The organism is Mesorhizobium waimense (assembly GCF_003601975.1).
In the GTDB taxonomy this organism is placed as follows: Bacteria; Pseudomonadota; Alphaproteobacteria; order Rhizobiales; family Rhizobiaceae; genus Mesorhizobium; species Mesorhizobium waimense.
The window spans coordinates 38,259-50,111 of sequence record NZ_QZWZ01000021.1 but is presented as its reverse complement, the minus strand read 5'-3'; the positions used below and the strand labels follow the sequence as shown (position 1 = coordinate 50,111).

The 11,853-nt window shown below is 63.6% G+C and carries 14 protein-coding genes and 2 pseudogenes; 9 read left to right on the top strand and 7 right to left on the bottom strand.

Going from position 1 to position 11,853, the window contains the following annotated elements; genetic code table 11:
* Positions 1–57 precede the first annotated feature (57 nt).
* From D3227_RS24235 to D3227_RS24225, 3 genes and pseudogenes are all read left to right on the top strand, one after another.
* A complete protein-coding gene (locus D3227_RS24235) occupies positions 58–831 on the top strand; it encodes a taurine ABC transporter ATP-binding protein (protein WP_120016803.1) in 774 nt (257 codons plus the stop codon).
* The gene (locus D3227_RS24230) at positions 828–1,688 is read left to right on the top strand and encodes an ABC transporter permease subunit (protein ID WP_120016802.1); all 861 of its coding nucleotides are present in this window, start codon (positions 828–830) and stop codon (positions 1,686–1,688) included. The genes D3227_RS24235 and D3227_RS24230 overlap by 4 nt, the downstream gene beginning before the upstream one ends.
* Before the next feature lie 14 nt (positions 1,689–1,702).
* Positions 1,703–2,305: pseudogene (locus D3227_RS24225) on the top strand (TauD/TfdA dioxygenase family protein); the annotation flags it as partial.
* 192 nt (positions 2,306–2,497) lie between these two features.
* Here the strand turns inward: D3227_RS24225 and D3227_RS41735 are convergent.
* Positions 2,498–2,683, bottom strand: coding sequence for a hypothetical protein (locus D3227_RS41735; RefSeq protein WP_167480820.1), 186 nt, complete (start codon positions 2,681–2,683; stop codon positions 2,498–2,500).
* Positions 2,684–2,990: 307 nt separating this feature from the next.
* Between D3227_RS41735 and D3227_RS24215 the strand changes: the two genes are divergently transcribed.
* The 4 genes from D3227_RS24215 (at position 2,991) to D3227_RS24200 (ending at position 6,244) form a co-directional block, all read left to right on the top strand.
* Positions 2,991–3,350, top strand: coding sequence for a septal ring lytic transglycosylase RlpA family protein (locus D3227_RS24215; protein ID WP_120016801.1), 360 nt, complete (start codon positions 2,991–2,993; stop codon positions 3,348–3,350).
* Positions 3,351–3,584: 234 nt separating this feature from the next.
* Entirely contained in the window at positions 3,585–4,862 is a 1,278-nt protein-coding gene (locus D3227_RS24210) for a polyhydroxyalkanoate depolymerase (protein WP_120016800.1), read from the top strand.
* Positions 4,863–5,048: 186 nt separating this feature from the next.
* A complete protein-coding gene (locus D3227_RS24205; RefSeq protein WP_120016799.1) occupies positions 5,049–5,666 on the top strand; it encodes a transglutaminase-like cysteine peptidase in 618 nt (205 codons plus the stop codon).
* 344 nt (positions 5,667–6,010) lie between these two features.
* On the top strand, positions 6,011–6,244 hold the full coding sequence (locus tag D3227_RS24200; protein ID WP_120016798.1) for a hypothetical protein: 234 nt from the start codon (positions 6,011–6,013) through the stop codon (positions 6,242–6,244).
* A 109-nt stretch (positions 6,245–6,353) separates the two neighbouring features.
* On the opposite strand, the gene D3227_RS24195 is transcribed toward D3227_RS24200, so the two are convergent.
* The 4 genes from D3227_RS24195 to D3227_RS24180 are packed head-to-tail and all read right to left on the bottom strand — an operon-like array spanning position 6,354 to position 9,086.
* The gene (locus D3227_RS24195) at positions 6,354–6,722 is read right to left on the bottom strand and encodes a helix-turn-helix domain-containing protein (protein WP_120016797.1); all 369 of its coding nucleotides are present in this window, start codon (positions 6,720–6,722) and stop codon (positions 6,354–6,356) included.
* 9 nt (positions 6,723–6,731) lie between these two features.
* Positions 6,732–7,253, bottom strand: coding sequence for a Smr/MutS family protein (locus D3227_RS24190; RefSeq protein ID WP_120016796.1), 522 nt, complete (start codon positions 7,251–7,253; stop codon positions 6,732–6,734).
* Positions 7,250–8,356, bottom strand: a complete 1,107-nt coding sequence (mltA, locus tag D3227_RS24185) for a murein transglycosylase A (RefSeq protein WP_120016795.1) — start codon at positions 8,354–8,356, stop codon at positions 7,250–7,252. The genes D3227_RS24190 and mltA overlap by 4 nt, the downstream gene beginning before the upstream one ends.
* A 25-nt stretch (positions 8,357–8,381) precedes the next feature.
* Positions 8,382–9,086 carry a Tim44/TimA family putative adaptor protein gene (locus D3227_RS24180; protein WP_120016794.1) on the bottom strand — a complete coding sequence of 235 codons (705 nt, stop codon included), beginning with the start codon at positions 9,084–9,086 and terminating at the stop codon, positions 8,382–8,384.
* A gap of 199 nt (positions 9,087–9,285) precedes the next feature.
* Here D3227_RS24180 and D3227_RS24175 point away from each other — a divergent pair, with 199 nt between their 5' ends.
* Entirely contained in the window at positions 9,286–9,783 is a 498-nt protein-coding gene (locus D3227_RS24175; protein ID WP_120016863.1) for an FxsA family protein, read from the top strand.
* Positions 9,784–9,907: 124 nt separating this feature from the next.
* Complete coding sequence (gene secB, locus D3227_RS24170; protein ID WP_120016793.1) at positions 9,908–10,408, top strand: protein-export chaperone SecB; 501 nt, start codon at positions 9,908–9,910, stop codon at positions 10,406–10,408.
* A 271-nt stretch (positions 10,409–10,679) separates the two neighbouring features.
* On the opposite strand, the pseudogene D3227_RS42875 reads toward secB, so the two are convergent.
* Positions 10,680–10,968: pseudogene (locus tag D3227_RS42875) on the bottom strand (GIY-YIG nuclease family protein).
* Between the two features lie 172 nt (positions 10,969–11,140).
* Complete coding sequence (gene dnaQ / locus D3227_RS24160; RefSeq protein ID WP_120016792.1) at positions 11,141–11,845, bottom strand: DNA polymerase III subunit epsilon; 705 nt, start codon at positions 11,843–11,845, stop codon at positions 11,141–11,143.
* Between the last annotated feature and the right edge of the window lie 8 nt (positions 11,846–11,853).

Below are 11,853 nucleotides of genomic sequence, written 5' to 3'. Positions count from 1 at the left end.
CCCTGACGATGAGCGGATACGGGGCAGGTGGATTTGTAGAACCTCCTGCGAGGGACCATGCCTCAGCTCGTGCTCGACAAGATCTCGGTTCATTATGACGGCCAGGCGGCGCCGGCCGTCGAGCGCGTCTCAATCGCAGTCGCCGAAGGCGATTTCGTCGTGCTGGTCGGCCGCTCCGGCTGCGGCAAGACCTCGCTGCTCAACGTCGCCGCCGGGCTGGTCGAGCCGGCGCGCGGCAGCGCCAGCATCGGCGGCCGGCCGATCACGGCACCTGGCCCGGATCGCGCCGTGGTGTTCCAGAACGATGCGCTGTTCCCGTGGCTGACCGCGCGTGAGAATGTCGCCTTTGCTCTCAGGCTGCGCGGCGTGCCGTCAGGCGAGCGGGCACGCCGCGCCGACTCGCTGCTGAAACTGGTGAAGCTCGATGGCGCCGGCGACAAGCGCATCTGGGAACTTTCCGGCGGCATGCGCCAGCGCGTCGGCCTGGCCCGCGCACTCGCCGCCGAACCTGAATTCCTGCTGCTCGACGAGCCGTTGGGAGCGCTCGATGCGCTGACGCGCGAACGCATGCAGACGACCCTGCTCGATCTGTGGGCGGCAAGCCGTGTCGGCGTGCTGATGGTCACGCATGGCATCGAGGAAGCGCTGGTGCTGGCCACCCGCATCGTCGTGCTGGCGCCCGGACCGGGCCGCGCGGTGCGAACATTCGAAACCGGCTTCAGCCGGCGCTACGCCGCCGGCGAGGCCATTCGCACCATCAAGGCCGACCCGGCCTTCGCGGCGGCGCGCGGCGAACTGACCGATGCGATCTTCGAAGGAGAGGCGGCATGAGCGTTACCTCTTACAGCGAACGGCCGACCACAAGGACCGACGAAAGCAGCGCGCTGTCGGTGCCGTGGTCGCGGCCGCACCCGAAACGGCGCGGGATTTCGGCACGCGCGGTCAGCGCCATCACCATCCTGGCCGTGCTGGCGGCATGGGCGCTTTCGGCTCGCCTGCAGCTGGTGTCGCCGGTCTTTCTGCCTTCGCCCATCGCGGTGTGGACCAAGTTCGTCGTCGTCGCCCGTGACGGCTTCGTCGACGCGACGCTCGCCCAACACGTCGTCGCCAGCCTGGGCCGCGTGTTCGCAGCGCTGGTCGCAGCGGTTCTCGTCGGCGTTCCCGTCGGGCTCGCCATCGGCATCAGCACCATCGGGCGCGGCATCTTCGATCCGCTGCTGGAATTCTTGCGGCCAATCCCGCCGCTTGCCTATCTGCCGCTGGTCATTATCTGGTTCGGCATCGGCGAACCGTCGAAGATCCTGGTGATCACCATTGCCATGCTGGCGCCGGTGGCGCTGTCGACGGCGTCAGGCGTGCGCGGCGTCTCGCAGGAGCGCATCAACGCGGCGCGCTCGCTCGGCGCCACGCGTGCGCAGCTTGTCCGGCACGTCATCCTGCCCAGCGCGCTGCCCTCGATCCTGACTGGCTTGCGCATCGCGCTCGGCGCCGGCTGGTCGACGTTGGTCGCCGCCGAACTGGTGGCGGCGACGCGCGGGCTCGGCTTCATGATCCAGTCGGCCGCCCAGTTCCTGGTCACCGACGTCGTGGTGATGGGCATACTGGTGATCGCAACAATTGCCTTCGTGCTGGAATTCGTCATCCGCCGGATCGAGCGTCGGCTCGTTCCCTGGGCGGGACGGGATTGATCGGAGAGAGTGGCGATGACCCATTCGTGGACGCCTATCCGAAGTTCTCCGTCCTTCGCGGCGTCGTCATTCCTCCGGCCGGAGGCGATACCATTTGGTCCAACACACATGCCGCATACGAAAGCCTGCCGACACCGCTCAAATTACTAGCAGACAATCTCTGGGCCATTCACAGCAATGCCTACGACTACGCCGCCGTTCGTCCTCGCGCCACCATCGAGGAAAAGAAACATTTCGAGGAGGTCTTCACCTCGACCATCTACGAAACCGAGCACCCTGTTGTGCGCGTGCATCCGGAAACCGGGGAACGTTCCCTGCTGCTGGGCAACTTCGTCCAGCGCTTTGTCGGCCTATCAAAGAGCGACTCCTCAAGACTCTACGACTTGTTCCAAACCTATGTGACCACCCCCGAGAATACCGTGCGGTGGCGGTGGCAGGCTGGCGACGTCGCCATCTGGGACAATCGAGCCACCCAGCATTATGCGGTGAATGACTATGGAAGCCAGCAGCGGATCGTGCGCCGTGCCACCGTCGACGGCGATGTGCCGATCAGCGTTGACGGACGCCGTAGCGTGACTCACGTCAAGGCTGCCAAGCCGGCGGCAAAGGCAGCCTGATCCTAACGGGCGCCGTCTGTCCAACCGGACGCACGGCGCTGCCCTTGCCGACGGTCATGGTCGTCAGCGGCGGCAAAGGTCACGCTTGATGTCTTGCCGATGGCGGGCCGCATCGAGCTTGGCGATCCCAAGGCAAGGATCGCCAATATCGGCACCGACCGAGCCAGTGGGCGAAAGTCGCAGGCGGCCCAATCAGATGCGCGAGCGGTTTGCCCAGCCCAGACCGAGCAAGCCGACAAGCATGGTGAGGAGACCGATACAGAGCCATTGCGACTGGCCGGTCATGAAGCTTCCCCGGACAAGGCCGATGCCTTGCAACGACCACAACACGCCGATGGCCAGCACGATCAGCGCCAGCAAATTCCTCATCAACCGCATCGGCGGAATTCCCTTTCCAAGTCGATCGTCAACAGCGTCACTGCGGCAATGAAAGAGCCAAAGGAAACGATCCGATCGCGTCCATCTCTACTTGCTTGTTAACGCTCGATCTTGCCAGAACTGGCTGGGATCCGGCGTGATGTTCATCACAGATACGCTGCCCGATGCGGGAAGACTCATGACAAACTGTTTCCCAACGACTCCAAACGTGTGCTTCCGCCACGGAACCGCCAGACGATTGCCGCATTTCGTGCCTTAATCGTTCCTTAACGGCTGGGGTCTGTCTAAACGGAGCCATTCCCCCAACATGTTGAAATCCAAGCAAACCGCGCTTGTCGCGGTAACGATAGCGGCTGGCCTGCTGGTCGGCGCCTCCGCCTCCTCCGCGGCCGCCCAGTGCGGTCGTGCCTCCTGGTACGCGCTGCACTCCCGCACGGCCTCCGGCGAGCGCATGAACCCCTCGGCAATGACCGCCGCGCACCGCACCTTGCCCTTCGGCACAAAGCTCAAGGTGACCAACAAGAACAATGGCCGCAGCGTCGTCGTGCGCATCAACGATCGCGGTCCGTTCATCAGGGGCCGTGTGCTCGACCTGTCGAAGGGAGCCGCCAGCCAGCTCGGCTTCATCGGTTCGGGCCACACCGCCGTCTGCATGGCCCGCGTCTAAAATGTCCGATATGTCCGGCTAGAGGGCCGGACACATTTCCTACATGTTGCGGCACCGCACATTGAGCCGGCTCTACCGCTCAAGGCTGATTTCCAAGGCTTTGGACAAAAGAATCATTTGTCAGACCAATTGACGTATTGCATCGCAACAATATGTTGTTAACCTCGCCGCGAGAGATTCAAGGCTCGGCGCTGCTCGTCGTCCCTTCGGTCGCATGCAGCAGCGGGGTTCTTGATGTTCTACCAGCTCTACGAAATGAACCATGCGGCGCTGCAGCCCGCCCGCTTCTATGCCGATGCGGTACGGATGTTCTACACCAATCCGCTCAACCCGATCTCGCATACGTCCTTTGGCCGCTCGGTCGCGGCGACCGCCGAATTGTTCGAGCGCACCACGCGCCGCTACGGCAAGCCAAAGTTCGAGCTGGCCAAGACCGTGGTCGACTGGAAAAGCGTCGACGTCACCGAAAAGACCGTCTGGTCGAAGCCGTTCTGCAATCTGGTCCGTTTCGAGCGCGCGGTTCCCGCCGGACGCAAGCCTGATCCGAAGCTTTTGATCGTCGCGCCGATGTCGGGCCATTACGCGACACTGCTGCGCGGCACGGTCGAAGCGATGCTGCCGCATGCCGACGTGCACATTACCGACTGGGTCGACGCCCGCATGGTGCCGGTGGCCGACGGCAGCTTCGACCTCGACGACTATATCGACTACATCATCGACATGTTCCATGCGCTCGGCCCAGATACCCATGTCATGGCGGTCTGCCAGCCTTCGGTGCCGGTGCTGGCGGCGGTGGCGCTGATGGAAAAGCGCGGCGACCCCTTCGTGCCCTCGACCATGACATTGATGGGCGGCCCGATCGACACCCGCCGCAATCCGACCGCGGTCAATTTGCTGGCCGAGGAGAAGGGCATCGGCTGGTTCCGCGACAACGTCATCATGCGGGCGCCCTGGCCGGTGCCGGGCTTCGGCCGCGAAGTCTATCCAGGCTTCCTGCAGCTGTCGGGCTTCATGAGCATGAACCTCGACCGCCACATCATCGCCCACAAGGACTTCTTCATGCATCTGGTCAAGCATGACGGCGACAATGCCGAGAAGCACCGCGATTTCTACGACGAGTACCTGGCGGTGATGGACCTGACGGCGGAATTCTATCTGCAGACCGTCGACACGGTGTTCGTGCGCCACGCTCTGCCCAGGGGCGAGATGATGCATCGCGGCGATCTGGTCGATACCTCGGCAATCCGCAATGTCGCGCTGTTCACGGTCGAGGGCGAGAATGACGACATCTCCGGCCTCGGCCAGACCCAGGCCGCGCACGATCTGTGCGTCAACATCCCGGCCGACCGGCACGCCCATTATATGCAGCCGGCGGTCGGACATTACGGCGTCTTCAACGGTTCGCGCTTCCGCTCCGAGATCGTGCCGCGCATCGCCGACTTCATCACCAGCTACGGCCGCCAGAACCGCGTTGCCGCAAAGCCGAGGCTGGTGCGCTCCGCCAGGAGCTGACTCTACCAGAAGGTGAGACGCGCAACTGAGACACCAAACGGCGGCGCCGGGCGTGCGCGCCTGTTGCACAATGGCCGCTGTCAGGATGGTGAAAGTAACCATGCCATCAATCGGACCACAGTCATAATTGACACGGACTGTAAATCGCTCTTAACGTTTCGTTAACAACAAGGGCGAACGGGGACGATGATTTCCTCACCGATGGCACGGACGCTGCGCTTGTGCGCAGTCGCAGGGCTGGCGATTTCGGGATGCTGGGCGGGACCGGCGTCGGCTGCGGGCGCGATGGCGACCGGCGGGATGACGTCTCAACCGATCGGACATTACGATTTCTGCAAGTCCAATCCCGGCGAATGCTCGATCCGGCCGCGCAGCCTCGCGCCGGCCAGGATGACCGATGCGCTCTGGCGCAAGCTGACCAGCGTCACCGCCAAGGTGAATGCCGCCGTCAAGCCGATGAGCGACTATGACATCTACGGCAGGGATGAAGTCTGGGCCTATCCGGACAGCGGCCTCGGCGACTGCGAGGATTATGTCCTGGAGAAGCGCCGCGACCTCTATCGCATGGGTGTATCGCTCGCCGATCTCCTGATGACCGTCGTGCGCAAGCCGGATGGCGAGGGCCATGCAGTGCTGACGGTGCGCACCGACAAGGGCGATTACGTCCTCGACAATCTGACCGACAAGGTCCGCTCGTGGGACGAGACCGGCTACCGCTTCCTCAAGCGTCAGGCGATCGACAATACCGGCCGCTGGGTCTCGATCCGCGACGGCCAGCAGGTTTTGGTCGGCGCGGTTCAGTAAGTTTTCCCGCGGACGACTAACCTGGCTTCGTCATTCCTGGGCCAAGCAGGAGCGAAGCTCCGTCGCGGAGACCCTGGGATCCATGCCGTGACATCAACCAAGACCGCAGCGGCGCAGGAACAGGCGTCCCGTGATCTTTATGCTGGCACCGCTATATTGGATCTTTTTTGCACCGCCGCGGCGCTCGTAGTTCGTGGCATGGATCCTCGGGTCTGCGCGTCCGCTTCGCCCGTGGATGACGAAAGTGGGGACCTCCCGCATCGCCTCCGATAAGTTTCGCAGTCTCCGTGAACCATTTCCTCCCGGCCGGCGACACACAGCCGTAACCCAACCGTGGATTTCAAATGACTGCACTTTTGCGTAATGCCTTTCTCGCCGCCGTCGCGATGTCGGCCCTGGCCGGGCCCGCTCTGGCCGATCAGACCGTCACCAGCTGCGCCAGCACGTCGACCAACGATCTGTGGAGCGGCCGCTGTTGCGGTGCTGGCGACTCGAACTGCCTGGGCGGTGGAAACAACGGCCACGACCGTGGCGATAATGGCCGTGGTGACAAGGGCGGCCAGGCCGGCAAGAAATGATCTCACCACAGCTGCCCGCTGGCTGTCCGCCGGCGGGCATCTGTTCGGGTGAAGCGAACGTCGGCGCCAGCGCGGGCGAACTCGCGTCCCCTTGTCGTAAAATTGCGTGCTACACCCGCCGACCAAGTGCTACGCGGATCGATGCGGTGATGCGGCGAAGCTCGGCTTCGTCGAGCTTCTCGATGTTTTCGGCCAAGAGATTGGCAAGCTCGGTGGCGGCGGGCGTCAGGCCCGACGTGTCGATCCTGACGCGCGGATGCGAGGCCTCGGCCAGACGTGCCAGCTCCTCGGCATCGTCCCAGATGACGTTGAAATAGCCGATGATCTTCTGGATCAACGTCCAGGTCGGCGCGCCGCGTCGGCCATGCTCCAGCGCCGACAGATAGGCGGCGCTGACGCCGATGGCTTCGGCCATCGCCTTCTGGCTGAGACCGCGCTCGTTTCGCAGCGCGCGCAGCTTTTCACCGAACGGCGTCATGGGCCCGCTTCATGAACGCACCCGCCGCAGACGAACATAAAGCGCGCCGGACCCGCCATGGTTGCGGGCGGCATGGTCGTGGCTGGAGACCAGCGGCCGGAAGGCGGGCGTCGACAGCCAGGCCGGCACGGAGCGCCGCAGCACGCCGTCGCCGCCCGACGAGGAGCCCTTGCCGGTGATGACCAGCACGTAACGGATGCCGCCGGCATGCGCCCTATGCAGGAACGAAAACAGCAGCGAATAGGCCTCGTCCTGGGTCATGCCGTGCAAATCGACGCGGCCTTCGATCGGCAGCCGGCCCTTCTTCAGCTTGTCCAGCGTCGGCTCGTCGAGCGCATGTGAAACATGCTGCGTCTTCGGTTTCGCGGCGACGACCGGACTGCCGACGGCGGGCGCCTGCGCCGGCTTGAGGTCAGCAACGATGTCCGGAATGACGACTGCCGCCTTGCCCTTCAACGGCTTGGCCGTGCGCGCCACCAGGTTCCACAGCACACGGTCGTCCTCGCTCAACCTGTCGATGTGGCGCGTCATGGCACCGCACCCGAAATGAGCGCTCGCGGGAGCAGTGCGTAGAATTCGGCGGCATTGCGCACGACCCCGGCGTTCTCGCCGGCGGCGTCGCCTGACCCGGCGAACAGGTCGCCACGGGCCGGGCCGGTTATGGCCGAACCGGTATCCTGCGCGATCATCAGCCGCCGGAACGGTTTTGCGTCGAAGGCGGTCAGCGACGGCGCGTCGATATAGAAGGGCGTGCCAAATGTGTGCAGCAGGCGGTCGACGGCGATCGAGCGACCCGCCGTCAGCGGCACCTTGGCGGCGGCGATCGGACCGAGGCTGGCGTCATCGACCACTGCCTCGCGGAAGAAAATATAGGAGCGGTTCTGCCGGAGGATCTCGTCGACACGGTCCGGATGCGCCTTGAACCAGGCGCGGATCGACTGCATCGTCACCTTTTCCAACGGGATTTCACCACTCTCGCTCAGCACCTTGCCGGGCCCGGTGAAGCGCTGGCCTGATTTGGCGGCATAGGTGACGCGGCAGAGCCGGCCGTCGGTCATCTTCAGCCGCGCCGCCCCCTGGACATGGACGAAAAAGGCGTCGACCTTGTCGGCGAGCCAGGCGATTGCCAGGTCCTTGCCGTCAAGCGCGCCACGCTCGATCGCGCCGCGGTCGAAATATTCGACCGGCCCGTTCGGCGTATCGCGGGCGAAAGCGAGATAGGGGTCCATGCCCGCCGGGCGGTGGGCGTCGTCGACATCGACCAGATCGGCGGGGCGCGACAGAAGCGGCACCGAAAACCGTTCGGTCCGCAGCGGCGAGGCCTCGACCTCCGGCTCGTAGAAACCGGTAACGAGGCCGGCGCCGCCATTTTCAGCGCCGATGCGAGCCGGGACGAAGTGACGTTCGAAGAAACTTCGGGCTTCGGATCGATTCGGCAGCGAAACAGCGCGCGCCTCGTCATAGGCTGCAGTGAATGCATTGAAATCGACACCGAGCGTGCCGGTGCGATAGGGCTTTGTCAGAACATGCAAGGCCGAACGGCGAAAGGCCGCAAAAGCGGCCAGGTGGTCGTCATCGGCCCAGCCGGGCAGCCGGTCAAAGGATGTTTCGCTGAAAGCCGGAGATAGCGACACGACAGGCCCGCCGCTGGTTCCGGGTTCAGTCTTCTTCTTCGGTGGCGACGAGCTTCCAGTTCGGATCGCGCGAGCGCGTGTCGCGGGCAAAGGTCCAGACGTCCTTGACCTCGGCGACGGTTTCGGGATCGCCGTCGATGACGGTGCCGGCCTTGTCGCGCGTTGCCGAGATCAGCTCGCTGACGATGCGCAGCGTGATATGCGCCTCACCGCCCTTCATCTCGGCGGCAACGATATCGGCCTTGTCGATGCCGACGAAAGAGGACTGGATCTTTTCCGACTTCGACTCGCGGTCGCCGATCGCGGCGACGAAGCCATCATAGACCTCGCGCGACAACAGGTTCTTCAGCGTTTTGCGGTCGCCGTCGGCATAGGCCATGACGATCATTTCATAGGCCATCTTGGCGCCGTCGACGAAGGTCTTCGGATCGAATGTCTGATCGTTGTCCTTGATGGTCCGCAGGCCCTTGTTGAGGTCGCTGTCGGGCTTGGCGAAGGCGTCGATGGCGGCATAGGTGTCGGCGGCCGGTTCTCCGGGCATGCGCTTGCGCGGCAGCGAAACCACATTCTCGGGCTTCTGCGCCGCGTCCTCGCGGGCCCTGCTCGCCGAATAGGGATCGAAGGGCGGACGTTCGCTTCCCGTGCGCCGACCCAGCACGTTGCGCAGCTGGAAAAAGATCACAACCGCCGCAATCAGAAAGAAAATCGTGCCGAAGTCGAAGAAACCCATATCTTCCGCCAATTCAATCCCTGCCCAGGCCGGACCCCGGCCAGCCGAGAGGCCACAGTCGCATAGCGTTCAACATTCAAAGCATATAGAACGCTAGGCGCAATCATTCAAATCAAAGGCAGGCATACCTATCTAACAGCTCCGGTGCCAGCGGCGATTGCGCGCTGGCCGGCAAAACATGGAAATGATCGGCCAAGACTTGCGTATTTCGTTGCTTCCCCTGTTCCTGCTCGCGCTTCCCCTGCTGGAAATCGCCGGTTTCGTCATTGTCGGCAGCCAGATCGGCGCGCTGGCGACGGTCGGCCTTGTGCTGGCCTCGACCATTGCCGGCAGCTTGCTGCTACGCCACCAGGGCTTCGGCGTCATGACGCGCGTGCGCGCCGAAATGGATGCCGGGCGCGACCCGAGCCGCCAGCTCGCGCATGGCGCGATGATCGTGCTGGCGGCGATCCTTTTGATCATTCCCGGCTTCATCACCGACATCTTCGCCATCCTGTTGCTGCTGCCGCCGGTGCGCGACCTGGCCTGGCGGATGCTGAAAGGCCGGATCGTGCTGGCGACCAGCTTTAGCGGCGGTTTCCGGACGAGGCCGCGCGACAAGGTCATCGATCTCGACGACGGCGATTACTCGCGCGCCGACGACTACAGCCGTGGCCCGGACCACAATTCGCCCTGGCGCCGTCTCAAAGACGATTAGACCTGGGACGGGAAGACAACCTTCAGCTGGGGCGGCAAACCTTGTCTTGTCATGCCGACCATGGTAGCGAACCCCCGGTTTCAATCCGGTCAGCACTGCTGCCCAGGCAAAAGGATAAAGGCTCATGGCCAGCAAAGATGACGCGCCGGTCGGCGCCGCCAACGGCAACAGCGATGCAGCACAGCCGGCACTCAACGTGCTCGCCCAATATGTGAAGGACCTGTCCTTCGAAAGCCCCGGCGCGCCGAATTCGCTGCGCGGCCGCGACAAAGCGCCGGGCATCGCCATCAATGTCAACGTCAACGCCAATCCGCTCTCGGACAAGCAGTTCGACGTCAATTTGACGTTGAACGCCAAGGCGTCCTTCGACCAGGAAGTGCTGTTCAACGTCGAGCTGGTCTATGGCGGCGTGTTCGCCATCAGCGGCTTCCCGCAGGAGCATATGCTGCCGATCCTGTTCATCGAGTGCCCGCGGCTGCTGTTCCCGTTCGCCAGGCAGATCATCGCCGAGGCGACCCGCAATGGCGGCTTCCCCCCGCTGATGCTCGACCCGATCGATTTCGCGCAGATGTTCCAGCAGAAGCTGGCCGAGGACCAGGCCGCGTCGAAGGTCAAGGCGAGCTGAACAGTGGCTCGGTAGCGTTTGAAAAGCCCGGCTTCGCGCCGGGCTTTTTGTTGGTGGGTTGCACCCAACCAGCATCCACGGGTTGCATGGCAGACGTTCGTGATTGGCTGAAGCCTTCGCGCCTTCGTCATCCTGGGGCGTAGCAAGGAGCGTCGCGACGCAGCGGAGACCCCAGGATCCATGCCGTTACAATAGAGCGTTGCGACGGTGCAGAATTCTGTCCGGCTGCACCCGCCCGGCGACGCTTCGACATAGGTCAAGCCTCGAAGCGTCACCATCCGGTCCCGCGAAAAAGCTCGAACCATTCCGGATTGGTCTTCTCGATGAGCTCAATCTTCCATTGACGCGGCCAACGCTTCAGCGACTTCTCGCGCTGGATGGCGGCGGTAATGTCGAAAAATTCCTCGTACCAGACCAGTCGCTGAACGCCGTAGCGGCTCGTGAAGCGTGAGCCTTAAGCCGGAACTGTGCTCCGGCATGCCACGGCCAAGATCGTTGGAGACGCCGATATAGATCGTGCCGCGCTTCTGGCTCGCGACCATGTAGACATAGCCAGTCATAGGCCGAAAGTAACTGGCAACCTGTCCGGCGGCCATCCTGAGCCGCTGCATTCTTCGGCCGATGTCACGGCACGGATCCTAGGGTCTGCGCTGCGTCGCTTCGCTCCTTGCTCCGCCCCGGGATGACGAAGACGCGAAGGCTTCGGTTTGCGAACAGAGCAGGGGCCGCGATTCATCCTGCCCCGACCCGCAGCCACAACGCCTTTTCGCCGAGCGTGGCAACCAGGCCCGCATGTGCCGTGCGATCGGCTTCGGTCAGGCGCGACGGCAGGGCGATTGGTCTTGTGGCGATGGTGATGTCGATGTCTGCCACATCGCCGGAGCCGTTCACCTGCACCGCCACGGTGTCCAGGATGAGCGCCGCCTGCTTGCCGCCGATGAGCTCGATATAGACCTCGGCCAGCAATTCCGAATCGAGCAGGGCGCCGTGCTTGGTGCGGTGGCCGTTGTCGATGCCGTAGCGCCGGCACAAGGCATCCAGCGAATTGGGGCCCATCGGATGCTTGCGCCGCGCCAGCGCCAGCGTGTCGACGACGCGGCCGGAATCGATGGCGGGATGGTCGAGCCGGCCGAATTCGAGATTGAGGAAGCCGATATCGAAACTGGCGTTGTGGGCGACGAGCTTGGCGCCATCGGTGAAGGCCAGCCACTCGTCGGCGATTTCGGAAAAAGTCGGCTTGCCGACGAGATCGGCGGCGCTGATACCGTGAACGGCCTGCGCTTCGTGATGGATCGGCCTGCCTTGCGGGTTGATGAATTTATGGAAGGTGCGGCCGGTCGGAAAGCGGTTGACCAGCTCGACGCCGCCAAGCTCGATGACGCGGTCCTCGCGCGAGTCGAGGCCCGTGGTTTCCGTATCGAAGATGATCTCGCGCATCGAATCAG

What these genes read in the sequence shown, in the direction of transcription:
- D3227_RS24235 (WP_120016803.1), top strand. Translation starts at nt 58, where the DNA reads ATGCCTCAGCTCGTGCTCGACAAGATCTCGGTTCATTATGACGGCCAG.
- D3227_RS24230 (WP_120016802.1), top strand. Translation starts at nt 828, where the DNA reads ATGAGCGTTACCTCTTACAGCGAACGGCCGACCACAAGGACCGACGAA.
- D3227_RS41735 (WP_167480820.1), bottom strand. Translation starts at nt 2,683, where the DNA reads ATGCGGTTGATGAGGAATTTGCTGGCGCTGATCGTGCTGGCCATCGGC.
- D3227_RS24215 (WP_120016801.1), top strand. Translation starts at nt 2,991, where the DNA reads ATGTTGAAATCCAAGCAAACCGCGCTTGTCGCGGTAACGATAGCGGCT.
- D3227_RS24210 (WP_120016800.1), top strand. Translation starts at nt 3,585, where the DNA reads ATGTTCTACCAGCTCTACGAAATGAACCATGCGGCGCTGCAGCCCGCC.
- D3227_RS24205 (WP_120016799.1), top strand. Translation starts at nt 5,049, where the DNA reads ATGATTTCCTCACCGATGGCACGGACGCTGCGCTTGTGCGCAGTCGCA.
- D3227_RS24200 (WP_120016798.1), top strand. Translation starts at nt 6,011, where the DNA reads ATGACTGCACTTTTGCGTAATGCCTTTCTCGCCGCCGTCGCGATGTCG.
- D3227_RS24195 (WP_120016797.1), bottom strand. Translation starts at nt 6,722, where the DNA reads ATGACGCCGTTCGGTGAAAAGCTGCGCGCGCTGCGAAACGAGCGCGGT.
- D3227_RS24190 (WP_120016796.1), bottom strand. Translation starts at nt 7,253, where the DNA reads ATGACGCGCCACATCGACAGGTTGAGCGAGGACGACCGTGTGCTGTGG.
- D3227_RS24180 (WP_120016794.1), bottom strand. Translation starts at nt 9,086, where the DNA reads ATGGGTTTCTTCGACTTCGGCACGATTTTCTTTCTGATTGCGGCGGTT.
- secB (WP_120016793.1), top strand. Translation starts at nt 9,908, where the DNA reads ATGGCCAGCAAAGATGACGCGCCGGTCGGCGCCGCCAACGGCAACAGC.
- dnaQ (WP_120016792.1), bottom strand. Translation starts at nt 11,845, where the DNA reads ATGCGCGAGATCATCTTCGATACGGAAACCACGGGCCTCGACTCGCGC.